This is a genomic window from Bacillus cereus group sp. MYBK220-1 (genome assembly GCF_051916445.1).
GTDB lineage: Bacteria > Bacillota > Bacilli > Bacillales > Bacillaceae_G > Bacillus_A > Bacillus_A cereus.
In genome coordinates this window covers 554,808-580,596 of record NZ_JBQAGQ010000001.1, presented here as the reverse complement: position 1 = coordinate 580,596, position 25,789 = coordinate 554,808, and the positions used below count along the sequence as shown (strand labels likewise).

Here is a 25,789-nt window from a genome sequence, read left to right as displayed (position 1 = left end):
AATTGACCACAGCTTAAACATATGTACCATATATTTTGTTTATTCCAGTTGAAACGATTAATAGTATGTAGAAAAAAGTGTTCTAGATATAAAAAAAGGAATATACAATGCTACAAAACAAGTAGAACAAATAATCATTTTCTCAAAAAATGTTCTGGATAAAGGCAGGTGACATCATGTGGAGAACGTACCTTTATTACAAGTAAAGAAAATGAGTAAGGCGTTTTTAAATCAACTTGTATTAAAAGAAGTGAACTTACAAGTAGAGCGCGGAGATATATACGCTTTAGTGGGGGGAAATGGCGCCGGGAAATCAACATTAATGAAAATATTAACGGGGTTATATTCGTATGATGATGGAGAGATGTATGTAAAAGGAAGGAAGCAACAGTTTTCAAATCCATCAGAAGCACACCGAAAAGGTATTTATTTAATACCGCAAGAACCACTCATTTTTCCGCATATGACTATTGAAGAAAATATATGTATCGGGTTAAAAGAAAAGAAAAAGAAACTAAAAGTACAGATTCAGCAATTGATTAGCAGCTTAGGATGGGATATTGACCTTAATAAACTAGGAGGAACATTATCGATTGCGCAACAACAGTTAGTAGAAATCGTTAGAGGATTAATAAGAGAAGCTGAGATTCTTATTCTAGATGAGCCAACATCGACATTAACAACACACGAAATTAAGAGTCTTTTTGTGTTGATGAAAAGTTTACAAGAAAAAGGAATTGGGATGATTTATATTACGCATCGTTTTCCAGAAATCTTTGAAATTGCCAACAAAGTAGCAATACTACGTGATGGAATGGTTGTAAGCCAAGGTGATGTATGTGACTATACATATGACATGCTGATGGAGGGACTATTGCCAAAAGGATATAAACAGAAAGAGAAAATAGAAGTAGTTCAAGAGACAGTAAAGACGAAAAAAATATTAGAAGTGGTTGATATAAATGGTCACGCATTCGAAAATATATCATTCACTGTACATGCGGGTGAGGTTGTAGGTGTTGCTGGCATTATAGGATCTGGCAGAACGGAATTAGCAGAAGCGATATTTGGATTGAAAACTATAAAATCAGGGTCTATCTTATTGGGTGGAAAATCAATTGATACGTGTTCTTTGCATAAAAGGCTAGACGAAGGACTAGTTTATGTGCCAGAGGATAGGGCGAGGAATGGAATTTTCTCAATTGCTTCTGTTAAAGAAAATATTGCAGCAGCAAGTTTATATCAAAATAATCGCTTTTTTATAAATCAAGAAAAAGAAAGCGCTTTAGTTAATTCGTTTATAGAACAGTTCCGAATTGTTGTACAGAATATGAATAAAGAACTGGCATCTTTATCAGGAGGTAATCAGCAGAAGGTCGTGCTTGCGAAGTATCTTGCATGTAATCCTAAAATTATTATTCTTGATGAGCCGACTCGCGGAATTGATGCGAAAGCAAGGCTTGAAGTGTATGAGACGATAAAAAAAATGAAAAGGGAAGGACTCGCAATTTTATTAATCTCTTCAGATGTTGAAGAAATTGTCCAATTAGTAAACCGTGTATATGTAATGAGAAATGGGCGATTTGTTTCTCATATGGAAAAAGAACAACTGAGTGTGAATGAAGTTACACGCCTTGCATACGGAGGTGTAGCGGAATGAAACATATGTTAAAAATGCATGAAACGTCTATCATACTGTTACTACTAATTTATATAGCTATTGTAGGAATGATAAACCCTAGTTTTATTCAATTTAACTCGTTATCTTTACTGATGAAATCAAGCGTTATTTTAGTCGTGCTAGCAATCGGTCAATCGTTCGTCTTATTTACGAAAAATATAGATGTATCAGTTGGTTCAAGCATGGGGTTAAGTGCAGCAGTTTGCGGAATGATGTTAACGAATGGGTATAGTGCATTCTTGTCGATATTTGTAGCTATTATACTTGGGGCCATTATTGGTTTCGTAAATGGTATTGGAGTTGCGAAGTTTCGGGTACCAGCCATTATTATGACATTAGGCATGTTAGGAATTATTAGAGGTACAATGTTAATTTTCACAGGCGGGAAGTGGATTGAAGATATTCCAAACAATTTTAAGCAGCTGCCATCTATCATCATTCTTGGTTTACCTATAACTGTATGGTTCGTTCTTATTATTTTACTACTACTATACTTCTTTTTAAGAAAAGTGCCATTGGGAAGATACTTTTATGCGGTAGGTGATAATGAAGATGGCGCGAGGCTTATTGGTATACCTGTTAATAAAGTGAAGATATATGCGTTTATGATTTCAGGCATAAGCGCTGCGATCGCTGGTTGCATATTTGTTATGAATATCGGTTTCGTGCCAAATCAAACAGGTACAGGATTAGAATTACAAGTAATCGCAGCCGCTGTACTAGGAGGAATTCACTTAAAAGGAGGAACAGGATCTTTATTTGGAGCTGCATTAGGAGCGTTATTTTTAGAAACAATAAGTAGCTCACTCGTCTTTTTAAAAATACCAGCATTTTGGAATAATGCTATTTCAGGTTTTTTATTATTACTTATCATCATATTAGATAGTGTTATGAAAAAGTGGAAGGCAGAAAGGAGGATGAATCTATGAAGTATGTATATAGATGGGAAGGGGTTCTAATTGTATTACTTCTTGTAGAATTCATCCTTTTTAGTTTAATAAATAGTGATTTCTTAAATATTAGTAATCTCCTTTTTAGTACAAATGATTTCTTATTTATCGCAATTGCGGCGATACCAATGACTTTTGTTATAGTAACAGGAGGAATTGATGTATCGATCGGCTCAATAATGGGGCTCACTTCGATCTTAATCGGTGTACTTTGGATGAACGGAATACCTATTTTGTTTGCTGTTATAATCGCCCTAATAATTAGTTGTTTAGCAGGCGCTTTAAACGGACTGATTATAAAAATGACGGATGTAGAACCACTCGTCGTTACACTCGGAACGATGTTTTTATACGGGGGAATTGCCCTCGTCATTTCAGGAGGGGCAGGTGCTTCTGGGTATGAAGGAATAAGCGGTTTACCAGACGTATTTGTACAACTGGCAAATGGTAGTTTTATAGGAATACCGAATTTATTATGGCTACTGATCGTATTAACAGTTTTATGTACTGTATTATTTCATCGAACTATATACGGGCGCCATGTAAAATTAACAGGTGCGAACGAAAATGCAGCAAAATACACTGGGATTAAAACGAAAAAAGTAGTCATTATTGCTTACATACTTTCAGGGTTAGGAGGTGGATTAGGAGGCGCTTTCTTAACTGCCTACTTCGGTTCCGCACGTGCTGATATGGGAAGTGAAACAATTTTACCAATCATTACAGCAGTCGTCTTAGGCGGTACACTTATTACAGGCGGAAAAGGAAGCATTATTGGTACTGTACTGGCGAGTATTTTCATTGGGCTCATGCAGTATGGCTTGCAAATGACGGGTTTAACAAATGAACAATCCAATGTAGTAATAGGTATTATCCTTATTCTTTCAGTTATTATGAGACATTTCAAATTACATCAATTCTTAGCGGAGAAAAGAAAGAATTTGCATAAGGGGGAAATGTCATGAAGAGAAAACTGGGGATTGTATTGATTGTATGTATTTGTTTAATCGGTTTAATTGCGTGTTCTAGCCAAACGGCAGATAAGAAAAAGGTTGATGATGTGAAATTTGCATTTATTCCGAAATTAACAGGAGTTGGTTTCTTCACATCGGGTGGTGAAGGGGCAAAAGAGATGGGAGATAAGTTAGGCGTGCAAGTGAAGTATGATGGACCGTCTGAAGCGAGTGTTTCAGGGCAAGTTAAATATATAAACAATTTCATTAATCAAAACTATGATGCGATTATGGTTTCATCTACGTCAGTGGATGGGTTATCGCAATCACTGCAACGTGCTAAGAAAAAAGGGATGACGGTGTTAACATGGGATTCTGATGTGAATCCGAAAGATCGTTCTTTTTATATAAGCCAAGGAACACCAGACCAACTTGCTAATTTATTAATAGAAATGACTTCAAAGCAAATTGGAGATAAAGGAAAAGTAGCCTTCTTTTATTCTAGCCCGACAGTAACGGATCAAAACCAATGGGTAACGAAAGCGAAAGAAATTATTAAAAAGAAATATCCGAACTGGGAAATTGTAACGACGCAGTACGGTGAAAATAATGCGCAAAAGTCTTTGTCAGTAGGAGAGAATATTTTAAAAACGTATCCTGATATTAACGCAGTCATTTGTCCAGATGCAACGGCACTTCCGGCAATGGCACAAGCAGCTGAAAATTTAAAAATGGATAAAAAGGTTGTCGTAACTGGCTTCTCTACACCAAACGTTATGCGTGATTACGTAAAACGAGGAACAGTAGCACAATTTGGTTTATGGGATGTAAAACAACAAGGTGCTCTCGCAACGTATGTAGCAAATGAAATTGTTGTAAAAGGGAAGAAGTTAAAAGTAGGGGATAGCTTCGAAGTAAAAGGAATTGGAAAAGTGAAGGTAGAGCCAAACTCCATTCAAGGATATGATTATGAGGCAGAAGGGAATGGAATTATCGTATTACCAGAACGAGTTGTATTTACGAAAGATAATATTGATAAGTATAATTTTTAGTAGACAAAAAAACGTCCGAATATATCGGACGTTTTTTTATTTCTTCATTAATTATGAACAGTTTCTTTTTCGTTTAATCCAAGTGTACGACCAGTAGAAGTGTGAAGATCTTGGAACAATCTTGGATTTTCAGTTAGTGAAATGCCATATGAAGGAATCATTTCTTTTATTTTTTCTTCCCATTCTACCATGCGGCTTGGGAAACATTTTTCTAATACTTCAAGCATGACGTGAACAGCAGTAGAAGCACCTGGTGATGCGCCTAGTAATGCGGCGATTGAGCCGTCAGCTGCACTTACTACTTCTGTACCAAATTGAAGTGTCCCTTTACCGCCAGCATCAGTATCTTTAATTACTTGTACACGTTGCCCAGCAACTACAATATCCCAATCTTCACTTTTCGCGTTCGGAATGAATTCGCGTAATTCTTCCATACGTTTTTCATGTGATAACATAACTTGCTGAATTAAGTATTTTGTAAGTCCCATTTCTTTTACACCAGCGGCTAACATCGTTAAGACGTTATTCGGTTTTACAGAACCGATTAAGTCAAGATTTGAACCTGTTTTTAAGAATTTAGGTGAGAAGCCTGCGAATGGTCCAAACAGTAAAGCTTTTTTATTGTCTATATATCTCGTATCTAGATGAGGTACAGACATTGGCGGAGCACCAACCTTAGCTTTACCGTACACTTTCGCATGATGTTGCTCTACAACTTTTTGGTTTTTACATACCATAAATAGTCCACTTACCGGGAATCCACCGATATGTTTTGATTCAGGGATACCAGTCTTTTGAAGTAGAGGTAGGCTACCGCCACCGCCGCCAATAAAGACGAATTTAGCAGTATGATGCTCAATTTTACCACTATTCATATCGTGTACTTTTACTTCCCACAAACCATTTTTCGTGCGCTTAATATTTTCGACACTATGCTTGTAGTTTAGCTCGACATTTTTTGTTTTTAAGTAATCAAATAACATACGTGTTAATGCACCGAAGTTAACATCTGTTCCAGAGTCAATCTTCGTTGCCGCCATCGGTTCATTAGATGTGCGGCCTTCCATAATGAGTGGAAGCCATTTTTTTAATGTTTCAGGAGCATCAGAAAATTCCATTCCTTGAAACAGTGGATTTTTTGAAAGCGCTTCAAAACGGTTTTTTAGAAACTCAACATTTTTTTCCCCTTGTACTAAACTCATATGAGGTAGTGGCATAATAAAATCTTGTGGATTACGAATTAATTTGCTCTTTACAAGATATGCCCAAAATTGTCTTGAAAGCTGGAATTGCTCATTCACTTTTACAGCCTTACTAATATCTATAGATCCGTCAGCTTTTTCGGAAGTATAGTTCAGTTCGCATAGCGCAGAATGCCCTGTACCTGCATTATTCCATTCGTTAGAGCTTTCTTCCCCGGCACTTGCGAGTTTTTCAAAAACTTTAATTTCCCATTCTGGTGCTAATTCTTTTAGTAATGAGCCTAACGTTGCACTCATAATTCCTGCACCAATTAAGATAACGTCTGTTTTTTGCTGCATGTTGCTCATGATAATCTCTCCATCCCCTATATTGGCAAAAAAGTGTAGGTGTTTTCTATGTCTAAGCCGTAAAAGAGAAACACCGCCTAGGCCCCACCTAGGTGTATACCTTTTTTGTCTCAATTATATAACCATCTCATACTCTATTATAATAATTAATAGACTAAAATATCTAGTGTTATCTGATAATTTTAAACTATTTAACGTTTTATTCGCTAAAAATCTTATTTAACAAGCTCTTTTAAGGTGATAAATAGAAAAAAATTACAGTTTGAAATTATCTCGAAAAAGCTTACGTATCCTTAAGTGACTAAATCGAGTACCTTTTTATAGGATTATTCTTTCTGTAATGGTAAGATTATTCTGAAAAATAAAAAGGAGGGACTCTAATGTGCACAAAAGAACAAATTTCAAACTTATTTCGAAACTTTTCAATAAAGGAATGTAAAGGGTCAAGTGATTTATATGAATATTTATCAATGAAAATTGCTGAAGATGAGGAAGTACTTACACTATCGTCCTATGCTCAGGTAGGTCAACCAGTCCCAAACTTACTATTAGGTGTAGTACATTATTTATTGCTAGCAGGGAAAGAACATCATTTAAAAACGTATTATAGTAGTTTAGTTGAAAATGCTGATACAAATTTAGATAAAGCTTTTAATCATTTTAAAGATTTCTGTAAAGAGTACCGAGAAGAAATCATTACTTTGTTACAAACGAAACTCGTTCAAACAAATGAAGTAAGACGGTGCGCATACTTATACCCAAGTTTCTGCTACATATTTAACAAAGTGAAGAAGCCGTTAGCGTTAATTGAAATTGGGACAAGTTCTGGGTTGCAACTGTTCTGGGACCAATATCGTTATTCGTACGGGACGGATGAAATGTACGGAAATATAAATTCAAATGTGCATGTAACTTCTGAAATAAGAGGGACGAATGTGCCGCATTTTCTAAAAGAAAGCCCATCTGTCGTAGAAAGAATTGGACTGGACTTACATGTGAATGATTTACATAATAAGGAAGATTATTTATGGTTACGTGCTTTAATTTGGCCAGAACATAAAGAAAGGCTTGAGATGTTTGATCAAGCTGCATCTTTAGTGAAAAATGAATCTGTCCAATTAATAGAAGGAGACGGTGTAGAGCTATTATCATCTATTATTGAACAAATAAGTGAAGAAGCTGTTATTTGTATTTTCCATACACATGTTGCAAATCAAATACCAGAACAAGTAAAACATAAGTTAGAAAAACAAATACAAGAAATTGGAGCAAAACGTGATGTATTCCACCTGTATAACAACATGTGGGATCGTGACCTTCATATTGATTATTATATTAACGGAAACGAATATCGTGAAACGGTTGGAGAAACAGAAGGGCATGGGAGATGGTTTAGCTGGAAGATTGGAAATGAGACGCTTATTTAGATTAATAGGGGCGCCCTCACTTGTAAAAGATGGGTCCATAGGCTCAAGCATTGACTAAATGGTTAAGGAATAAATGTATTAGTAACATACGAAAAATGCTTCGGAGAAATCCTAAGCATTTTTTGAATTACATTTAAACCCCATAATGGATCATGTACTTCTGTTCTGCTGCAGCTTGTACAATTTTTGAAGCTAACTCATTCAGCTCATCAGATTTTCTGAAGAACTTTGAGGATGTAACTGTTTCATAGAAAATTGCTAATGATTCAGGCGGGATAATTGTAATACCACAATAAGCTAAACCGTATTTCTGATTTTTGACTGTATGGAAGTAGGTTTTCATAATTGATAAATTTTGATTTAAACTACTGATAATATCATCATCAACAGATATACAATGATATTTCTCTGGTGTATAATCTTCGTAATTTTTTTGAGAAGTAAAATCGTCAATTATTCCAAAATCATGGACACATGCCATCATTATCATCCTTTCAACTTTAATAAAGTGAGTTCTATTAAAGTAAAATCGTCATTTTGTTTACGTATAATAGAAATGATTATGTAGTTCATTAGTATAGTACTTCATAAAACATCTTCGTTTCTTCTTCGTGAAGACAGTTTACTTATCGGTAAACTCATCGGGAGCCCAAGTGGCGATTTCATTCCCAGGTGCAGCGACTACAAGCCATTCCTCACATAGGACACCAGCTTGCCAACATTCATAATAATCATGAAAACCATTTAAAAAAATAATTTGTCCACTCTCTAATGTAATAATTAAATGAGGGCTTTCTAAGCCAAGTTGTATATCGGTAACTTTTTGTCTTCTTATCTTACATATTCTTTCATATTCTTCTTTCTCAGAATAAACTTCAAATTCATCTTCATTTAATGGGTAGCTTTTTTGAGGTTTATTAAATAAACACCATTTGGATTCGATATTGATATATAATTGTCCGTCATAATAAACTGAGTCGTGAAAGTTTGTGAAATGAATCTTTATAACGCCTGGAGAAATACCAAATTGTAATCCATCAACTTGTGATCCGATGAATAGATTTTTCAACACTTTTTCAGCGTGAATTTTATCCTCTGTATTCATTATTGAATTGCTCCTTTTCATAAAAATATACCTTATATTTTTATTGTAATAAATAAATTTTCATGTAAAATGAACCTTTTGTGAAAAACGAGCGAATATAGTGTGAAGGATTATGAGAGGGGAACGGAGCTTTGGATGAAGTACAATTAAAAGAATGGCTATATAAACGAAAGTATGTTATCTAAAAAAGACCTTGAGAAAGTGTTACTTTCGATTGTTGAATAGATATTTAGTAAAAGAAGCAACTAATAATTATATTATGTAAACTCTTTTTGTAAAACACCCATAAAAAAATGGATGTTTTATATTTTGATATATTAGGTGGAATATATAGTTTAAAAAAGCGGAATACTTTGCGGAAAGTTAAAAACATTTTTCGGATCGTATTTCGCTTTTACTTTCATTAATCGGTCAAAGCTGCAACTGAAGTATGCATCTGGCCAATTTTTAATGGAAAGGTCAGGTGTATTAACGTAGACACCCTTTGTAAAGGGGAGCATTGCCAAGCGGAAATCTTCAACCCATCGAATACTTCCACCAGCACCTTCTGATTGCCCCCAAGTAGCAAATATTGACATGTTTGATAGTGCTTTTCGGTAAAAATAAGCAGTCGCCTCATTTGGCACCTCGGCAACAGCACCGCCTAATCTGTGGAAAAATACGGAGGTGGTGGAAAAGGGTAAGTTAAATCGTAATTTCTATTTGATTACCTTCCGGATCGCCTATTACACTTTCATAATAGCCATCTCCAGTAAAACGTGGTCCATTCAATAAAGGATAACCAGCATCTTTTATCACCTTTGTCAGTTCATTCACACGTTCTTCACTACCGACAGAAAAAGCCATATGAGCATAGCCAGTTATGTTTAAATTAGGCTTATTTTCAATCCCTTTTTTACGCATAAGTTCAAGTCTTGCTCCAGATTCGAACGTAATAAAATAAGATTCAAATTGTTTCGTTTTATTATGATATAAAGAGTTTGCTTTACCATTAAAGTATTTCATATAAAAATCACGCATACATTCTAAGTCATTTACCCAAATTGCAATATGTTCAATTTTCATAGGTTTCACCAATCCTATCTGTATCAATTAGGCTTCCACTGTATTAAATTTGCATTTGCATTACAACAATTTTGCTTCGCTATTAAAGCTAGTTGTTAATTTTTGATTGTGTACGTACATACAATATGTAATTAAGTGAATGACCATCATAGTAATTACAGAAAAGGGTGAATGAAGCATATGAATCAATTTGAGCAAATGATGTACGTTGGTGTCATCATGTCTATTGTACTATCCGTAATGATTTTAGGGTCCTTATGTTATAATCCTCGACTTTCGTTAACTGATTATCCGAAAGATATTCAAAAAGTAGTTTTTCCAAAATCGATTCATGAAAAAAAGCAAACCATTTATTTTAATATTGTATATAATACTATTCTTTTCGGTAGTCCTTTCGTTTCTACATATATACTACATAAGCATGAAAAGTTAATGTATATGGATGCCTATTTACACACTTTTGGTATTTTAATGATTTTCAATTTAGTAGATTTACTTATAATTGATTGGCTAATTTTTTGCTGGATTACTCCAAGGTTTGTTGTGATTCCTAGTACGGAAGGTATGAAAGGTTATAAAGATTATAAGTTTCATTTAAGAGGGGCTATAGTCGCTACTCAAATTTTAGCAATCGTAAGTTTATTTTTGGCGGGAATTGCCACAACTATTTAGTGTGAAGAAGGGCATGGAGCTTTTATAAAAGATAAGGAGATTTATAATATATAGAATTAGAAATGAGAATTTGATAGTATTGGAGTAAGGAGTTTTAATAACAGTATATTAAACAATATTAATATACTGTTGCAAATGTTTTGATATTATGTGAAATTATACAATTTTACAGAGACATTTGATAAAATTCAAAAAAATTTAATGGAGGGTAATATGAAAAAAGTAATTGGCGCAGCAACAGCAACTGTTTTTGGATTGGGAGCGTTTACCACAACTGCTACCGCAGAAACAATCGTAACAGCAGATGTACTTAACGTACGTGAAAAACCGACTACAGAATCAAAAGTGGTCGAAAAAGTAAAGAATGGGCAAGAGTTAAAAGTCATAAATACCGAAGATGGCTGGTCAAAAATTGAGTTGAATGGTAAAGAAGTGTTTGTAAGTTCGGAGTTTACAAAAGATGTATATCATGTAACGGCGAATTTGTTAAATGTACGTACTGAAGCAAACACGGATTCAGAAATTCTTGGCAGACTAAAAAAAGATGATGTAATTGAATCAACGCATCAAGTAAAAGACGGATGGCTGCAATTTGAGTATAAAGGAAAAACTGCTTATGCAAACGTTTCTTTCCTATCAAGTACAGCACCAACTGAAAAGAAAACTGAAGAGAAAACGAAGCAAGTAGCGAAAGTACAAAAATCAGTTAAAGAAAAGAAAGAAATAAAGACGCAGAAAGTAGCAAAAGCGAAAGAAACAACGAAAGCACAAGAAATAGTAAAGCCTAAAGAAGAGGCAAAAGTAGTAAAAGTTAAAGAAGAAGAGAAAGCGCAAGAAATAGTAAAACCTAAAGAAGAGGCAAAAATTAAAGAAGAAGTAAAAGTTAAAGAAGAAGAAAAAGCGCAAGAAATAGCAAAGGCTAAAGACGAGGCAAAAATTAAAGAAGAAGTAAAAGTTAAAGAAGAAGAGAAAGCGCAAGAAATAGTAAAGGCTAGAGAAGTAGCAAAAGCTAAAGAAGAAGAGAAAGCGCGAGAAATAGCAAAGGCTAAAGAAGAAGAAAAAGCAAGAGAAATAGCAAAAGCTAAAGAAGAAGAAAAAGCAAGAGAAATAGCAAAAGCTAAAGAAGAAGAAAAAGCAAGAGAAATAGCAAAGGCTAAAGAAGAAGAGAGAGCGAAAGAAGTATCTAAAAACAACATACAGTCTGCTAAACGTGAATTAACGGTAGTAGCGACAGCGTATACTGCTGATCCAAGTGAAAATGGTACATATGGTGGACGCGTATTAACTGCGATGGGGCATGATTTAACGGCAAATCCGAATATGAGAATTATTGCAGTTGACCCGAAAGTAATCCCATTAGGATCTAAAGTATGGGTAGAAGGCTATGGAGAAGCGATCGCTGGTGATACTGGAAGTGCAATTAAAGGTAATCGTATTGATGTTTTAATGGGTTCAAAAAGTAAAGCTATGAATTGGGGAAGACAAACTGTTAAAGTGAAAATTTTATAATAACAATAATTATCCAAATAGAAGTCAGTTCTCTTTATTGAGGCTGGCTTTTATTTTGTTAGTAGAAGGATAATAGGATTTTTAAAGGGCTTATTACTAAATCTGTAATTAAGTTACCAGCTTCATTACCAAAAACAACGGTAAAGCTTATAAATATGAAGATATACCTACAGATGAAGATAGTTACTGGGAAGCTTTTGACTTGTTCGGTTCTGAATATGTATGTAGATTATTAGGCGTACCATTATATGATGATCTTCCAGAGGATTTGGCGTGTCCAACTTGTTCTAAAGAGATGAAATATGTTGCTACAATTACTCAAGATATTGAGGAACGTGGACTTATTTCAGTAGTTGATTTTCCAGTTTGGGGAAATGAATATATACTATTATTTATGTATAGATTGTTTAATTATAAAAACTGAAATACAAAATACAAAACAAGCCTAACATATTATGTTAGGCTTGTTTTTGTATCGCAACATCATTAAGAATTGCATCAAATATATCTTTTTGCGTAAAGTTATCTGTAAAAATAGTTTCTGTGGCAACCTTAATAGTATCGTGCGGATTATACCATTTTTGTAGGGAATCCTCACCAAATTCATGTCGTTTGTCTCTTGTGTTATGTCGTCTAATAGTTTCCTCTAATGATAAATCAAAGTAATATGCAAATGCATTTTCATCAAAATAACGAATTAATTCTTTTAACATCTCACCATACCTATGACTGTTCAATATACCTTCTAAAATAACAAATTCACATTTTCCTTTTCCGTACTTCGTAATTTCAGATAGTAAATCATGTGATAAATTACCCATTGTGTCGTGTACTCTAAGCATATCTCTACGTACAACATCCTGTGATACTAAAAGTGTCCCTTGTCCGAAATGTTCTTGTAGTTGTTTTGCAATCGTTGTTTTACCACTTGCGGAGTTTCCTCTAAGAATGATTAAAGTGGATGTAAATATAGGATTAGACATAATATATTCCCCCCCTGAACAGCATTAATTATATAGAAAATTTTAACAAATAAAGTGAGGAAAGTGTATAATCAATATGATGGATATTTAAGGAGGGGGTAAGATGGGGGATATATTAAAAAATGCACAACCAATATGGAAACGGACTTGGTTTCATTATCTAGGGGCATTTTTTATTGTTCAGTTACTGTTTATCCCGCATTAACGGGCAGTAAGACGCCCACCTCAAAATTCAGCGAAAGCGAAGAAGTTAGGTGGGGGGATCAACTGCCCGTAAAAGCCCGATTGGTTCAACTAATAATCAGTGGGGGATGAACAAAACCCCCACTGATTAAAGTTTCACTTTATTTTGTGTGAAATAACTGCGTGGGCGCCAAACCTTAGGCCAGGCGGAGAGTTTTTTAATAGAATATTAAATTCTCAATTTTTCACTGAATGGTTCACACTCTATACAATCCCGCAATTTAACGTATTTACAGCATTTTTTGCGATTACATTACTACCATATGCATTAGTAGGTGCAATGAAAGATGTAACAGTAAGAAAAAATATAAAGGAATAATAGAGGTATAATATGCTTTTTCAAAAAGAAGGTTTATTGATTAGATACGTAATGGAAGATGATGCATCTATCATTTCTAAATGGTTAACGGACCCAGCAGTCTTGCGGTATTACGAAGGACGAGATAATCCGCAATCTGTAGAAAAGGTGCTTGATCATTTTATACATAGCCCAAACAGTAATGAAAAAAGATGTTTAATAGAATTTGATACCATTCCGATTGGTTACATACAAATGTACCCAGTGGATTCAGAGTGGAAAGCGTTATATGGCTATAAAGAATCACAAAATGTATGGGGTATGGACCAATTTATCGGTGAACCAGCCTATTGGGGAAAGGGAATTGGAACAAAACTCGTTCAGGCAGCAATTACATATATTATGGGTGAAATGGGAGCAGAAGCAATTGCAATGGATCCGAAAGTAAATAATGAACGAGCAATAAAGTGTTATGAAAAAAGTGGATTTAAAAAAGTAAAGATTTTAAAGGAACATGAGTTGCATGAGGGGAAATTAGAAGATTGTTGGATGATGGAATATAAACAATAATAATGGCTTATACAAATAAAGGGGGATGTGTGAAATGAAAAAAGCATTAATCGTAATTGATGTGCAAGCGGGTATGTATACAGCTGGAATGCCAGTACATAATGGGGGAAAGTTTTTACAAACATTGCAAGAGCTTATTAGGGAATGTCGTTCAAATGATATTCCAGTTATTTATATCCAACATAACGGTCCTAAAGACCATCCGTTAGAAAAAGGTACGGATGGATGGCGAATCCATGCGGCCATCGCTCCGCAAGAAGGAGATAATATAGTTGAAAAGACGACTCCAGATTCATTCCATAATACAAACTTAAGCGAAGTGTTACAAGAGAAAGGAATTGAACATGTTATTCTTTCGGGAATGCCAACAGAGTATTGTGTAGATACGACAACGCGCAGAGCATGTAGTGAAGGGTATAAAGTAACGTTAGTGAGTGATGCGCATAGTACATTTAATACAGAAGTGTTACGTGCTGAAGATATTGTGAAACATCATAACGCAGTATTGGGAGCGTTTGCGGATGTTGTTGCAGTAAAAGACTTAAAAGTGGCTGCCTCTAAATAAGAGGCAGTTTTTTATTAGAAAAAATAGCGTCAAATATTGTTAGTAAGTCGGTATTTTGAAATAATCACTTATATAATTTCACGTACCATAATGAAAAAATACAAAAAAGGAGCACCACATAATTAAAAAGGGCGCTCCTGCATTAAAACGTTACTTTTTCTTATCTTTATCCAATATATTTTGTTCTTCAGCAAACTCTGTACCATATGCAAAGCGGCGATTAATACGAATGTTATCATTGTTGTGCCTTGTATGAGAGTTAGAGAAGCGATGAACGATTACTTCAGATAAAGTGAAGACGATGGCAGAAAGGATACTGCCCCATGCAATTTGCATATAGTTGTCTAATAAAATATTACCGAAAATCCATACGGTTAAATATGTTAATAAGAAATCCGACATAATGGCACCAGTATTGCCAATTCGATTTAAAATAATTTTATCAACGAACATGTAGGATACGATTGTAACAAAGAGACTGAATGAAATAATTTGAACAAACGTTGCAGGGAAAAATAAAGCAAGCCCAATGCTAAATGCGATAATGCACGATATAAACTTGATAAGCACTACTGTGAAATCATTCAAAATTTACACCTCCGATTTATACATAGTTTTTCAATAAATTCTGGAGTTCATACATTGTAACGGATTTATTTACATAAAACTTTTTCATGTTCGGAATTTAGTCTAAATATTATAAAAACAATGAAAAAATGTTATAGTAAAATGAGAGTGTATGACATTTTTAGGTAAGGGGGAATCCAAGATGTGGATTACTTCAGAAGTAGAAATTCCAGATGAGTTAATTGATCACCTTGAGCAAGGAAAGTTAGTGTTATTTGTTGGAGCGGGAGTTTCTATGAAAGGGAAATCAAACTTACCGAATTTTGATGATTTAGTTGATGAAATTGCAAAAACGTTATATGTCGAAAAACGTGAAATAACAGAGCCACATGATTATTATCTTGGCAAAATTGCGAAAACAAAAGATGTACATCAAGTCGCAAGAGATCTCGTTCATATAGAGAAATCAAAACCGAATCCATTGCATTATGCAATTCCAAGGTTATTTCCTTTAGATACAGAAATCCGCATTGTAACAACAAATTTTGATCAACATTTTACAACTGCAATTAAAGAAATAAATAGAGATATCAATGTTTATTACGCTCCAGCTTTACCGACTGGGAGAGCTTTTAAAGGTCTTGCTTACATACATGGTAATGTAGAACAGGAGAAAGAGGCTTTAATTTTAACAGATGGTGATTTTGGAAGGGCTTACTTAACGGAAGGGTGGGCGAGAAGGTTTTTAGTTGATCTATTCTCAAATTACACCGTTTTATTCGTTGGATATAGTCATAATGACCCAGTAATGAAATATTTAGCAACTGGTTTACCACCAAGTACAAGACGATTTGCTTTTGTCGCACAAGGAGAAAATACATACCACTGGGAACATTTAGGGATAAGACCAATTGTGTATCCGAATAAGGTGAATAATCATCAATCCCTTGTAAAAGCGGTAAAACGCTGGGCTGAATTAATGGGTGATAATTATATTACGAAAAGAATGCGTATTCGGGATATTGTAACGGTTCCCCCGTCAGTAGAACAGGAACAATTATCATACATAAAGCAATCAATTAAAAAAATTGAAACAGTACGTTACTTTGTGGAATTTGCTCATGATTATGAATGGGTCGAATGGTTAGAAGCAGAAGGTAAATTACAAAATTTGTTTATGCTTACGCCAAACTATAATGAAGTAGATGAATTACTTGCAGAATGGTTAGTGGAACAATTTCTTTTTAGTCATCAGAAAGAATTATTTCAATTAATTTATAAAAACTATTCTAAAATATCACCGTTATTATGGAGAACAATTTGTAACTACTTAAACGAAACGAGGAGTAAGATGGACCCGTTGTTGTTTGCAAGGTGGACACTCCTTTTATTAGAAACAGCTGAAAAAGATAGTAGCTCTATAGAAAAGATTTCTAAGTTACTACAAAAATGTTCTTTTCCTGAGCATAAAGAAATTGCCTTATTGTTACTAACTTTTATTTTAGACGGAAAACTGAAGTTGAAACGTGTAAGGAAATGGGGAAATGATACGCAAGAATCAATAGAACTCGAGGAATCGAGTCGCTTACCAGTATCTACATTTTCTCATGTGGAGCAAATTTGGAACGAAAAGATGAGGCCATATATCGCTTATTATGCTGTTCCAATTATGATGATTGGATTAGAAAAATTGAGAATGTTGTCGTTAAGACAAACGGCACTGAAAAAAAGAAATAAGGAAAATGTAGAGAAAGAGTTTCATCAAAATGACCTTGCATTTTTAATACGAATTGTAAAAGAGTGTCTAACTTATTTATGCGAAAACAATGAGAAAAAAGCGGATTATTATATTACAGAAATGATAGAAGCAAATAGTGTACTTCAAAAGCGAATTGCAATTGATGCGATGAATAAAAATATTTTTGTTCGTGTAGATGACAAAATGAAATGGTTGTTACATGAAGGACTTCTTTTAGATTTCACTTATAAACACGAAGTTTTTCAACTTTTAAAAAGGCATTATGCACATTGTTTAGAAAAAACAAAAGAAGAAGTCACTCGAACTGTAATAAAGCATCTTACAGAAGAGAGGGTATTTGATGCATGTCTCATATTAGACTTATTATTCAAGTGTGATTCGAATAGCCCATCTACGGCAAATGGGTATGAGTTAATGAAGCAAAAGCATCCTCATTTTCATTCTGAACGATACAGTGTACAAAAGAAAGAGGATACAGCAGAAAGCATTACTTGTAATGTAACTGCTGACGGATTATTGCAGCTGAAAGATGTTGAAATTATGAAGCAAGTTCAGCAATTTTCGCAAGATGGTGTTTTTGAACAACGCCATTTTTTAGAGATGTTATCAAAAGCATGTAAATTAAACACAGAGTGGAGTATTTCATTTGCATACCAATTAGTAGGAGTGCAAGAAATAAGTAATGAAGTATGGTTTGTTTGTATTAGAGAATGGCGAAATAATCGGGGATTGACGAATGAGCAAATCCAAAAAATTATTCCGCTATTGCAGAAATTTATTAGAAATACTGCTTTTCATTGGTTAATTAGTAGTTTTCTATATGAAATTAGTAATCGACTAGAAGAGTTAGAAGAGAATAGTATACGTGTTGTAAAACGATTTGCTTTTTCAGTGTTTCCTCAAGTTATGAAGAGTGATACAGACTTTAAGCTTGGGAAACAAGATTTTTATAATGAATCAATTCAGCATCCAGTTGGAAAAATGACGGCTGTATTATTAAAGTTGTTATCATATGATCATTTATACGATCGTAATGTATATGAATATTTATTTTTATTTGAAGAACAAGTAAGAGTTAATTCGGAACGAACAAACTTTATGTTTGCTCGTTTAATAGCAGATATTACATTCCTATATCATATTGAAAAACAATGGTGCCGAAAATATTTGTTACCATACTTAGATTTAAAAAAACAAAATGAGATTACGGAATATGCATGGGCCGGCTTATGTTACACGCAAATAAATTTACCTTTATTTACAGAAATGAAGCGATTTATTAAGTATGCGATAGAACATTTGGAAGTATTACATCCGCATACGAGAGAAGCTTTCTTGAAATGGCTTAGCTTTGTATTTATTAAATGTGTACTATATTGGGAGCAAAAAACAGATTGGTTATACCCGTTACTCATACTAGAAAATGAAGAAAATAAAATTAAGTTTATGCAGTTTTTATGCTATTACGTCAAAACATTAAGTGTAAAAGAACAACAAAAATTTTGGACAGCTTGGCTCAGTGTATTTTTGCGAGAACGACCAAAAATGGGTGAGATAACTGCAAGAGAATATGTAATGCTTTTACGTATTATTTTATACATGGATGAAATATTAGAAAAAGGATTATGTATTATGTCTCGTGCATTTTCAAGTGTACATGGTAAATGTGCAGGTGAGGAAATGAAGCAGTTATTGATTGAAATGCTTCATAAAAAAGAAAGTATGAAAGCGCATAAAGAAATATTTGCAAATGTGTTTTTTATTTTACTACAAACATGTCACGAAGCCGTTTTATTTGAAAAAGAAATCATAAAAATAAAAGAATTATTAGTTCAGTATGAAGTAGAGGAATATGTTTTACATTTACTAGAAAATGAAATAATTCGCATAGGAATTGTAATGGGTGATTTACAAAAAGAATTATAGGACGAAAGTGGAATTTTAAAAAATATATAAAAAGTTGTTGACAGTGTTTTGAAAAGCGTTCTATAATACGAATCATACTTATTCAATTTCAAAAACATTTGAATAAACAAAATGCAATGAAGAGATCACAGTAGTGGTTAGTCTTACTGTAACAGAGAGCTGGTGGTTGGTGTGAACCAGTACAGGGATAATCATGAATTACAGTCTTGGAGCATCTTTTTCGTAATAAAGATAGTTTGTCTTTATGAGGAAAAAGCGGTCAATTGATCGTTAACAGTGAAGAGAGGTAGACGGAAAGTTAGTCTACAACTAGGGTGGTACCGCGATAAATATCGTCCCTACTGATTTATTCAGTAGGGACTTTTTGTATTTTAGTGGTTCAACTTGAAAATTAAATAGTCATGCATTGAAAGGAAAAGCAGTAGTTGTTGTTTCCCTGTAACAGAGAGCTGGTGGTTGGTGCAAACCAGTACATAAACAAGAGCGAATTACAGTCCTGGAGCATCTTTTTCGTAGTAAAGATAGTATTGTCTTTATGAAGGGAAAGACGGTCAGATGATCGTTAACAATGAAGAGAGGTAGACGAAAGAAGTCTACAACTAGGGTGGTACCGCGATAAATATCGTCCCTACTGATTGGATCAGTAGGGCTTTTTTGTACAAAAAAGTGGGTTTTTAACTAGTAGTTCATGTCTTTGTAAGAATTATCAGTTTAAAATAAGAAGAGGTATCGATTCCACTATGAATTTGTATAATTAGTCAGTTCAGAAAATAGAGAATTTTTTATTCTCTTACTATACTTTTAAAACATTAGAGGAGGATTTCCAAATGGCAAATCATGAATTAGATCAATTACGTAAACAGGTAGATGAAATTAACTTACAACTATTACACCTTTTAAACAAACGTGGTGAAATTGTTCAAAAAATTGGAGAGCAAAAGCAAGTACAAGGTACGAAACGCTTTGATCCAGTACGTGAGCGTGAAGTACTTGATATGATTGCAGAGCATAACGAAGGACCATTCGAAACATCAACAGTTCAACATATTTTCAAAACGATTTTCAAAGCAAGCTTAGAGTTACAAGAAGATGATAACCGTAAAGCGTTACTAGTATCACGTAAAAAGAAACAAGAAAATACAATCGTTGATGTAAAAGGTGAATTGATTGGAAACGGAACACAAACGTTCATCATGGGACCTTGTGCAGTAGAAAGTTTAGAACAAGTTCGTCAAGTAGGGCAAGCGATGAAAGACCAAGGCTTAAAATTAATGCGCGGTGGTGCATTCAAACCGAGAACTTCTCCATATGATTTCCAAGGTTTGGGAGTAGAAGGACTTCAAATTTTACGTCAAGTAGCAGACGAGTTTGACTTAGCAATTATTAGTGAAATTTTAAATCCGAACGATGTTGAAATGGCATTAGACTACGTTGATGTAATTCAAGTTGGCGCACGTAACATGCAAAACTTCGATTTATTACGAGCGGTAGGTAAAGTTAACAAACCAGTATTATTAAAACGTGGATTAGCAGCAACAATTGATGAGTTCATTAACGCAGCGGAATACATCATTGCGCAAGGTAACGATCAAATTATTCTTTGTGAGCGCGGTATCCGCACATACGAAAGAGCAACACGTAACACATTAGACATTTCTGCAGTACCAATTTTAAAGAAAGAAACACATTTACCAGTTATCGTTGATGTAACACATTCAACTGGACGCAGAGATTTATTATTACCAACAGCGAAAGCGGCACTTGCAATTGGCGCAGATGCAGTAATGGCTGAAGTTCATCCAGATCCAGCAGTTGCATTATCAGATTCTGCACAACAAATGGACATTCCAGAATTCCATAGATTCATGGATGAGTTAAAAGGTTTCAAAAATAAATTATCTTAATTCCATATCATATATGCGTTGAAGAGGAAACAGTAGTGCTTATCTCACTGTTAAAGAGAGCTGATGGTCGGTGTGAATCAGTACAAAGGTAAGCATGAATTACAGCCTTGGAGCATCTTTCCCGACAACTTTTGGAGGGTAAGACGGTCAAACGATCGTTAAAGAAGAAGAGAGGTAGACGAAAGAAGTCTACAACTAGGGTGGTACCGCGATAAACATCGTCCCTACTGAGCGCTCAGTAGGGACTTTTTTGTACAAAAAAATAGTAAAGGGGCAAGAGAAATGAGATACATTACAGCTGGAGAATCACATGGACCGCAGTTAACAGTTATTTTAGAAGGTGTACCAGCAGGTTTGACACTTACGGCGGAACATATTAATAAAGAATTATTAAGAAGACAAAAAGGTCATGGACGCGGAAGACGTATGCAAATTGAAACAGATACAGTTGAAATTGTAAGTGGTGTTCGTCACGGGATGACACTTGGATCACCGATTACGTTAATTGTAAAAAATGATGATTTCAAACATTGGACGAAAGTAATGGGTGCAGAGCCAATTTCGGAAAAAGAAAGTAAAGACATGAAACGTACAATTACAAAACCACGTCCCGGACATGCAGATTTAAATGGAGCAATTAAATATGGTCATCGTGATATAAGAAACGTATTAGAGCGGTCATCTGCAAGAGAAACGACAGTTCGTGTAGCTGCTGGTGCAGTTGCAAAACAAATTTTAAGCGGATTAGGCGTGGAAATTGCAGGACATGTTCTTGAAATTGGTGGAGTAAAAGCAAAACATATTTCAAACTTATCAATTGAAGAAATTCAAACAATTACTGAAAACTCACCAGTTCGATGTTTAGATAAAGAAGTAGAGCAAGAAATGATGAATGCGATTGACAACGCAAAAAGTAGTGGAGATTCAATCGGTGGTATTGTGGAAGTCATTGCAGAAGGTATGCCAATTGGCGTCGGTAGTTACGTCCATTACGATCGTAAATTAGATGCAAAACTTGCTGGTGCAATTATGAGTATAAATGCATTTAAAGGTGCTGAAATCGGCGTAGGTTTTGAAGCGGCACGACAACCAGGAAGCAAAGTGCATGATGAAATTCTGTGGGATGAAGAAAAAGGATACACGAGAAGAACGAATAATGCCGGCGGTTTAGAAGGCGGTATGACAACAGGTATGCCAATTATCGTAAGAGGCGTGATGAAGCCAATTCCTACTTTATACAAACCGTTAGCAAGCGTTGATATTGATACGAAAGAAGCATTCCAAGCGAGTATTGAAAGATCTGATAGTTGCGCAGTACCAGCGGCGGGTGTAGTAGCTGAATCTGTTGTGGCATGGGAACTTGCAGATGCACTAGTCGAACAATTCGGAAAAGATCGTATGGAATTATTAAAACAAAACATTATGCAACACAATAACTACGCAAAAGAATTTTAATAAAAAGGTGGGTTTAACGTGCAAGTAAAAGATCAACTATCATCATTACAACCATATAAACCAGGTAAATCACCAGAACAAATGAAAGAAGTGTACGGAGATCATTCGTTTGTGAAATTAGCATCGAATGAAAATCCATTCGGCTGTTCGCCACGTGTTTTAGATGAGTTGCAAAAATCGTGGTTGGAACATGCTTTATATCCTGACGGAGGTGCTACAACGCTCCGTCAAACAATCGCAGATAAGTTGCATGTGCAAATGGAACAAGTACTTTGTGGTAGTGGTTTAGATGAAATCATTCAAATAATAAGCCGCGCCGTATTACGAGCGGGAGATAACATTGTAACAGCAGGTGCAACATTCCCACAGTATCGTCATCATGCCATTATAGAAGGTTGCGAAGTGAAGGAAGTTGCGTTAAATAACGGTGTATACGACTTAGAAGAAATTTCTTCAGTAGTAGATAACGATACAAAAATTGTATGGATTTGTAACCCGAACAATCCAACAGGCACATATGTGAATGACCGAAAATTGACTCAATTCATTGAAGGTATTAGTGAAAATACGTTAATTGTCATTGATGAAGCGTACTATGAATACGTAACAGCAAAAGATTTCCCAGAGACATTACCGCTTTTAGAAAAACATAAAAATATTCTTGTACTTAGAACATTTTCTAAAGCGTACGGATTAGCTTCTTTCCGCGTTGGATATGCGGTTGGACAGGAAGAGTTAATCGAAAAATTAAATGTCGTTCGTTTGCCATTTAACGTATCTTCATTAGCGCAAAAAGCAGCGACGATTGCTTTTGGTGATAACGAGTTTATTGAAGAAATAGTTCGTGTGAATACAGAGGGATTACAACAATACGAAAGCTTTTGTAAGGAAAATGAAATTCCATTTTATCCATCGCAAACAAATTTCATCTTCTTGCCAGTTGAGAATGCAGGAGAGATTTATGAAGCTTGTGCACATGCAGGGTTTATTATTCGTCCATTCCCAAATGGTGTCCGTATTACAGTTGGAACAAGGGAGCAAAATGAAGGGGTGATTTCAGTGTTACAACAACACTTTGAAAATAAAAAAAGAAAGTCTCGAGATGAGGAAAATGCGTAAAAAGGTAGTATTAATTGGAACTGGTTTAATCGGAGGCTCTCTCGCATTAGCAATTAAGAAAGAGCACGATGTAACGATAACAGGTTATGATATATTTCAAGAACAAGTAGAGCGTGCAAAAGAATTACATGTAGTAGATGAAATAGCAATTAATTTACAGCATGCATGTGAAGAGGCACATTTAATTATTTTTGCTTCTCCAGTTGAAGAAACGAAGAAGCTATTACACAAACTTGCGTCATTCCGTTTACGAGAAGATGTTATAGTGACTGATGTTGGTAGTACAAAAGGCACGATTATGAATGAAGCAGAAACTTTATTTTCAAAGGAAGTATCTTTCATTGGTGGACATCCAATGGCAGGTTCTCATAAAACGGGAGTTGAAAGTGCAAAAGCGCATTTATTTGAAAATGCATTTTACATTTTAACACCTATGCATCATGTGCCAAATGAACAAGTGGAAGAGTTAAAAGATTGGTTAAAAGGAACGGGATCACATTTCCTTGTTTTAAATACAGAAGAACATGACTATGTAACAGGGATCGTTAGTCATTTCCCGCACCTTATCGCAGCAGGTTTAGTGAAGCAAGTAGAGAAACATGCAGGAGATAATCCGCTCATTCATCAGCTAGCTGCTGGAGGGTTTAAAGACATTACACGTATCGCATCTAGTAGTCCGAAAATGTGGAGTGATATTGTAAAGCAAAATCGTGAGCATTTAATGGTATTATTAAAAGAGTGGATCTCTGAAATGGAAGATTTATATAAAACAGTTTCTACCGGAGATGCATGCGAGATTCAAAACTATTTTGCAGATGCGAAAGAATACCGTGATTCTTTACCAGTAAGAAAGAGAGGGGCAATTCCTGCCTATCACGACTTATACGTCGATGTATTAGATAAGGTGGGGGCATTGGCTCATATTACGAGTATTTTGGCGCGCGAGGAAATTAGTATTACGAACTTGCAAATATTAGAAGCGCGTGAAGGACTGCTTGGGGTATTACGTATTAGCTTCCAAAGGGAAGAAGATCGTATGAAAGCAAAACTAGCGCTTGGAGAAGAAGAATACCAAACTTATGAAACAATTTAAATGAGAAGGTGAAAAACGTGAAAGAAAGAACAATACAACCTGTTAATAACGGATTGAATGGCAATATTACAATCCCAGGTGATAAATCCATTTCACACCGTGCTGTTATGTTCGGTTCTATTGCAGAAGGGAAAACAACAATTAAAGGTTTCTTGCCCGGTGCAGACTGTTTAAGTACGATTTCATGTTTTAAAGAAATGGGAGTAGAAATTACGCAAAACGGTGATGAGGTTACTGTAGTTGGTAAAGGATTAGAAGGTTTACAAGAACCGAAAGCTGTATTAGATGTTGGTAATTCTGGTACAACAATCCGATTAATGTCAGGTATATTAGCTAACACACCATTTTTCTCTTGCGTACAAGGTGATGAATCTATCGCAAAAAGACCGATGAAGCGTGTAACAAACCCATTAAAACAAATGGGCGCAAACATAGACGGCCGAGAAGAAGGAACATTTACACCGTTAACAATACGTGGCGGAGATTTAAAAGCAATTGAATATATTTCTCCTGTTGCAAGTGCACAAGTAAAGTCAGCTATTTTACTTGCAGGTCTTCGTGCAGAAGGTGTAACAGCTGTTACAGAACCACATATTTCACGCGACCATACGGAAAGAATGCTCGAAGCATTTGGTGTTAAAGTAACTCGCGAAGGGAAAACAGTGAAGCTGTCAGGTGGACAAAAATTAACAGCAACAGATATTCAAGTGCCCGGTGACGTATCATCAGCAGCATTTTTCTTAGTAGCAGGTGCAATCATCCCAAATAGTAAACTAGTATTACAAAATGTAGGAATGAATCCAACCCGTACAGGTATTATTGATGTTTTAGAAAAAATGGGTGCTACGTTCACTGTAGACCTAATTAACGAAGGGGCATCAGAACCAGCTGCAAATATTACAATCGAAACATCTTCATTAAAAGGAATTGAAATTGGCGGAGATATTATCCCTAGATTAATCGATGAGATTCCTGTAATCGCATTAGCGGCAACGCAAGCAGAAGGAATTACAGTAATTAAAGATGCACACGAATTAAAAGTAAAAGAAACAAACCGTATTGATACAGTAGTTGCTGAGTTAACGAAACTAGGAGCTCGCATAGAAGCAACTGATGACGGTATGATCATTTACGGAAAATCAGCTCTAAGAGGCAATACAGTAAATAGTTATGGTGATCACCGTATCGGAATGATGCTTGCAATTGCTGGCTGCCTAGCAGAAGGAAAAACAATTATTGAAGATGCAGAAGCAGTAGGTGTATCATATCCTACATTCTTTGACGAACTTCAAAAGTTAGCTAAATAAAAAGGGTGGAAAGCAGATACGTGATGTATCTGCTTT

General features: G+C 35.1%; 23 protein-coding genes, 2 pseudogenes and 3 other annotated features. Of the genes and pseudogenes, 18 read left to right on the top strand and 7 right to left on the bottom strand.

Annotation, left to right across the window (positions count from 1 at the left end; translation table 11 throughout):
* Window positions 1-178: 178 nt before the first annotated feature.
* The 4 genes from ACTFRU_RS03015 to lsrB are packed head-to-tail and all read left to right on the top strand — an operon-like array spanning window position 179 to window position 4,636.
* Window positions 179-1,660, top strand: coding sequence for a sugar ABC transporter ATP-binding protein (locus tag ACTFRU_RS03015; RefSeq protein WP_000432617.1), 1,482 nt, complete (start codon window positions 179-181; stop codon window positions 1,658-1,660).
* Entirely contained in the window at window positions 1,657-2,610 is a 954-nt protein-coding gene (locus tag ACTFRU_RS03010) for an ABC transporter permease subunit (RefSeq protein WP_088363751.1), read from the top strand. The genes ACTFRU_RS03015 and ACTFRU_RS03010 overlap by 4 nt, the downstream gene beginning before the upstream one ends.
* The gene (locus tag ACTFRU_RS03005) at window positions 2,607-3,596 is read left to right on the top strand and encodes an ABC transporter permease (RefSeq protein ID WP_000878526.1); all 990 of its coding nucleotides are present in this window, start codon (window positions 2,607-2,609) and stop codon (window positions 3,594-3,596) included. The genes ACTFRU_RS03010 and ACTFRU_RS03005 overlap by 4 nt, the downstream gene beginning before the upstream one ends.
* Window positions 3,593-4,636, top strand: coding sequence for an autoinducer 2 ABC transporter substrate-binding protein LsrB (gene lsrB / locus ACTFRU_RS03000; RefSeq protein ID WP_000823660.1), 1,044 nt, complete (start codon window positions 3,593-3,595; stop codon window positions 4,634-4,636). Before ACTFRU_RS03005 ends, lsrB begins: the two co-directional genes overlap by 4 nt.
* A 47-nt stretch (window positions 4,637-4,683) precedes the next feature.
* On the opposite strand, the gene ACTFRU_RS02995 is transcribed toward lsrB, so the two are convergent.
* A complete protein-coding gene (locus tag ACTFRU_RS02995; RefSeq protein ID WP_000069138.1) occupies window positions 4,684-6,186 on the bottom strand; it encodes a malate:quinone oxidoreductase in 1,503 nt (500 codons plus the stop codon).
* 380 nt (window positions 6,187-6,566) lie between these two features.
* Between ACTFRU_RS02995 and ACTFRU_RS02990 the strand changes: the two genes are divergently transcribed.
* A complete protein-coding gene (locus ACTFRU_RS02990) occupies window positions 6,567-7,613 on the top strand; it encodes a DUF2332 domain-containing protein (protein WP_088363752.1) in 1,047 nt (348 codons plus the stop codon).
* A 133-nt stretch (window positions 7,614-7,746) separates the two neighbouring features.
* On the opposite strand, the gene ACTFRU_RS02985 is transcribed toward ACTFRU_RS02990, so the two are convergent.
* The 4 genes from ACTFRU_RS02985 to ACTFRU_RS02970 form a co-directional block, all read right to left on the bottom strand.
* The gene (locus ACTFRU_RS02985) at window positions 7,747-8,097 is read right to left on the bottom strand and encodes a hypothetical protein (protein WP_001999997.1); all 351 of its coding nucleotides are present in this window, start codon (window positions 8,095-8,097) and stop codon (window positions 7,747-7,749) included.
* A gap of 138 nt (window positions 8,098-8,235) precedes the next feature.
* Window positions 8,236-8,718, bottom strand: a complete 483-nt coding sequence (locus tag ACTFRU_RS02980; protein ID WP_290101097.1) for a hypothetical protein — start codon at window positions 8,716-8,718, stop codon at window positions 8,236-8,238.
* 335 nt (window positions 8,719-9,053) lie between these two features.
* Window positions 9,054-9,344, bottom strand: coding sequence for a BBE domain-containing protein (locus ACTFRU_RS02975; protein WP_001132392.1), 291 nt, complete (start codon window positions 9,342-9,344; stop codon window positions 9,054-9,056).
* Window positions 9,345-9,402: 58 nt separating this feature from the next.
* A complete protein-coding gene (locus ACTFRU_RS02970) occupies window positions 9,403-9,783 on the bottom strand; it encodes a VOC family protein (protein ID WP_000687534.1) in 381 nt (126 codons plus the stop codon).
* A 180-nt stretch (window positions 9,784-9,963) separates the two neighbouring features.
* On the opposite strand from ACTFRU_RS02970, the gene ACTFRU_RS02965 reads away from it, so the two are divergent.
* The 3 genes and pseudogenes from ACTFRU_RS02965 to ACTFRU_RS02955 all read left to right on the top strand — a co-directional run.
* A complete protein-coding gene (locus ACTFRU_RS02965) occupies window positions 9,964-10,455 on the top strand; it encodes a nitroreductase (protein WP_070180236.1) in 492 nt (163 codons plus the stop codon).
* Window positions 10,456-10,668: 213 nt separating this feature from the next.
* Window positions 10,669-11,964 (top strand): cell wall-binding protein EntB, encoded by a 1,296-nt coding sequence (gene entB / locus ACTFRU_RS02960; RefSeq protein WP_440037451.1) that lies wholly within the window; start codon window positions 10,669-10,671, stop codon window positions 11,962-11,964.
* A gap of 110 nt (window positions 11,965-12,074) precedes the next feature.
* A pseudogene (locus tag ACTFRU_RS02955) lies at window positions 12,075-12,413 on the top strand (hypothetical protein); the annotation flags it as partial.
* 9 nt (window positions 12,414-12,422) lie between these two features.
* On the opposite strand, the gene ACTFRU_RS02950 reads toward ACTFRU_RS02955, so the two are convergent.
* Complete coding sequence (locus tag ACTFRU_RS02950; RefSeq protein ID WP_088362573.1) at window positions 12,423-12,947, bottom strand: kinase; 525 nt, start codon at window positions 12,945-12,947, stop codon at window positions 12,423-12,425.
* A gap of 103 nt (window positions 12,948-13,050) precedes the next feature.
* Between ACTFRU_RS02950 and ACTFRU_RS02945 the strand changes: the two genes are divergently transcribed.
* From ACTFRU_RS02945 to ACTFRU_RS02930, 4 genes and pseudogenes are all read left to right on the top strand, one after another.
* Window positions 13,051-13,152, top strand: coding sequence for a YfzA family protein (locus ACTFRU_RS02945; RefSeq protein ID WP_392389473.1), 102 nt, complete (start codon window positions 13,051-13,053; stop codon window positions 13,150-13,152).
* A gap of 138 nt (window positions 13,153-13,290) precedes the next feature.
* A pseudogene (locus ACTFRU_RS02940) lies at window positions 13,291-13,509 on the top strand (YfzA family protein); the annotation flags it as partial.
* A 12-nt stretch (window positions 13,510-13,521) separates the two neighbouring features.
* Window positions 13,522-14,058, top strand: a complete 537-nt coding sequence (locus ACTFRU_RS02935) for a GNAT family N-acetyltransferase (RefSeq protein WP_000898772.1) — start codon at window positions 13,522-13,524, stop codon at window positions 14,056-14,058.
* Window positions 14,059-14,092: 34 nt separating this feature from the next.
* Window positions 14,093-14,623 (top strand): cysteine hydrolase family protein, encoded by a 531-nt coding sequence (locus ACTFRU_RS02930; protein WP_440037450.1) that lies wholly within the window; start codon window positions 14,093-14,095, stop codon window positions 14,621-14,623.
* A gap of 150 nt (window positions 14,624-14,773) precedes the next feature.
* Here the strand turns inward: ACTFRU_RS02930 and ACTFRU_RS02925 are convergent, their stop codons facing one another.
* Complete coding sequence (locus ACTFRU_RS02925) at window positions 14,774-15,211, bottom strand: YndM family protein (protein ID WP_088362576.1); 438 nt, start codon at window positions 15,209-15,211, stop codon at window positions 14,774-14,776.
* 181 nt (window positions 15,212-15,392) lie between these two features.
* Here ACTFRU_RS02925 and ACTFRU_RS02920 point away from each other — a divergent pair, with 181 nt between their 5' ends.
* The 6 genes from ACTFRU_RS02920 (at window position 15,393) to aroA (ending at window position 25,753) form a co-directional block, all read left to right on the top strand.
* Window positions 15,393-18,875, top strand: coding sequence for a DUF4020 domain-containing protein (locus tag ACTFRU_RS02920; protein WP_290101093.1), 3,483 nt, complete (start codon window positions 15,393-15,395; stop codon window positions 18,873-18,875).
* Window positions 18,876-18,982: 107 nt separating this feature from the next.
* Window positions 18,983-19,218: a binding site (T-box leader), on the top strand.
* Window positions 19,219-19,272: 54 nt separating this feature from the next.
* Window positions 19,273-19,508 (top strand) — a binding site (T-box leader).
* A 194-nt stretch (window positions 19,509-19,702) separates the two neighbouring features.
* Window positions 19,703-20,779: a bifunctional 3-deoxy-7-phosphoheptulonate synthase/chorismate mutase gene (locus tag ACTFRU_RS02915; RefSeq protein ID WP_001273575.1), complete on the top strand. Its 1,077-nt coding sequence runs from the start codon at window positions 19,703-19,705 to the stop codon at window positions 20,777-20,779.
* A gap of 9 nt (window positions 20,780-20,788) precedes the next feature.
* Window positions 20,789-21,008: a binding site (T-box leader), on the top strand.
* Between the two features lie 53 nt (window positions 21,009-21,061).
* Window positions 21,062-22,234 (top strand): chorismate synthase, encoded by a 1,173-nt coding sequence (aroC, locus tag ACTFRU_RS02910; protein ID WP_086388259.1) that lies wholly within the window; start codon window positions 21,062-21,064, stop codon window positions 22,232-22,234.
* A gap of 18 nt (window positions 22,235-22,252) precedes the next feature.
* Window positions 22,253-23,353, top strand: a complete 1,101-nt coding sequence (gene hisC, locus ACTFRU_RS02905) for a histidinol-phosphate transaminase (protein WP_088362579.1) — start codon at window positions 22,253-22,255, stop codon at window positions 23,351-23,353.
* Window positions 23,346-24,446, top strand: a complete 1,101-nt coding sequence (gene tyrA / locus ACTFRU_RS02900; protein ID WP_088362580.1) for a prephenate dehydrogenase — start codon at window positions 23,346-23,348, stop codon at window positions 24,444-24,446. The genes hisC and tyrA overlap by 8 nt, the downstream gene beginning before the upstream one ends.
* Before the next feature lie 17 nt (window positions 24,447-24,463).
* A complete protein-coding gene (gene aroA / locus ACTFRU_RS02895) occupies window positions 24,464-25,753 on the top strand; it encodes a 3-phosphoshikimate 1-carboxyvinyltransferase (RefSeq protein WP_440037449.1) in 1,290 nt (429 codons plus the stop codon).
* Window positions 25,754-25,789: the final 36 nt, after the last annotated feature.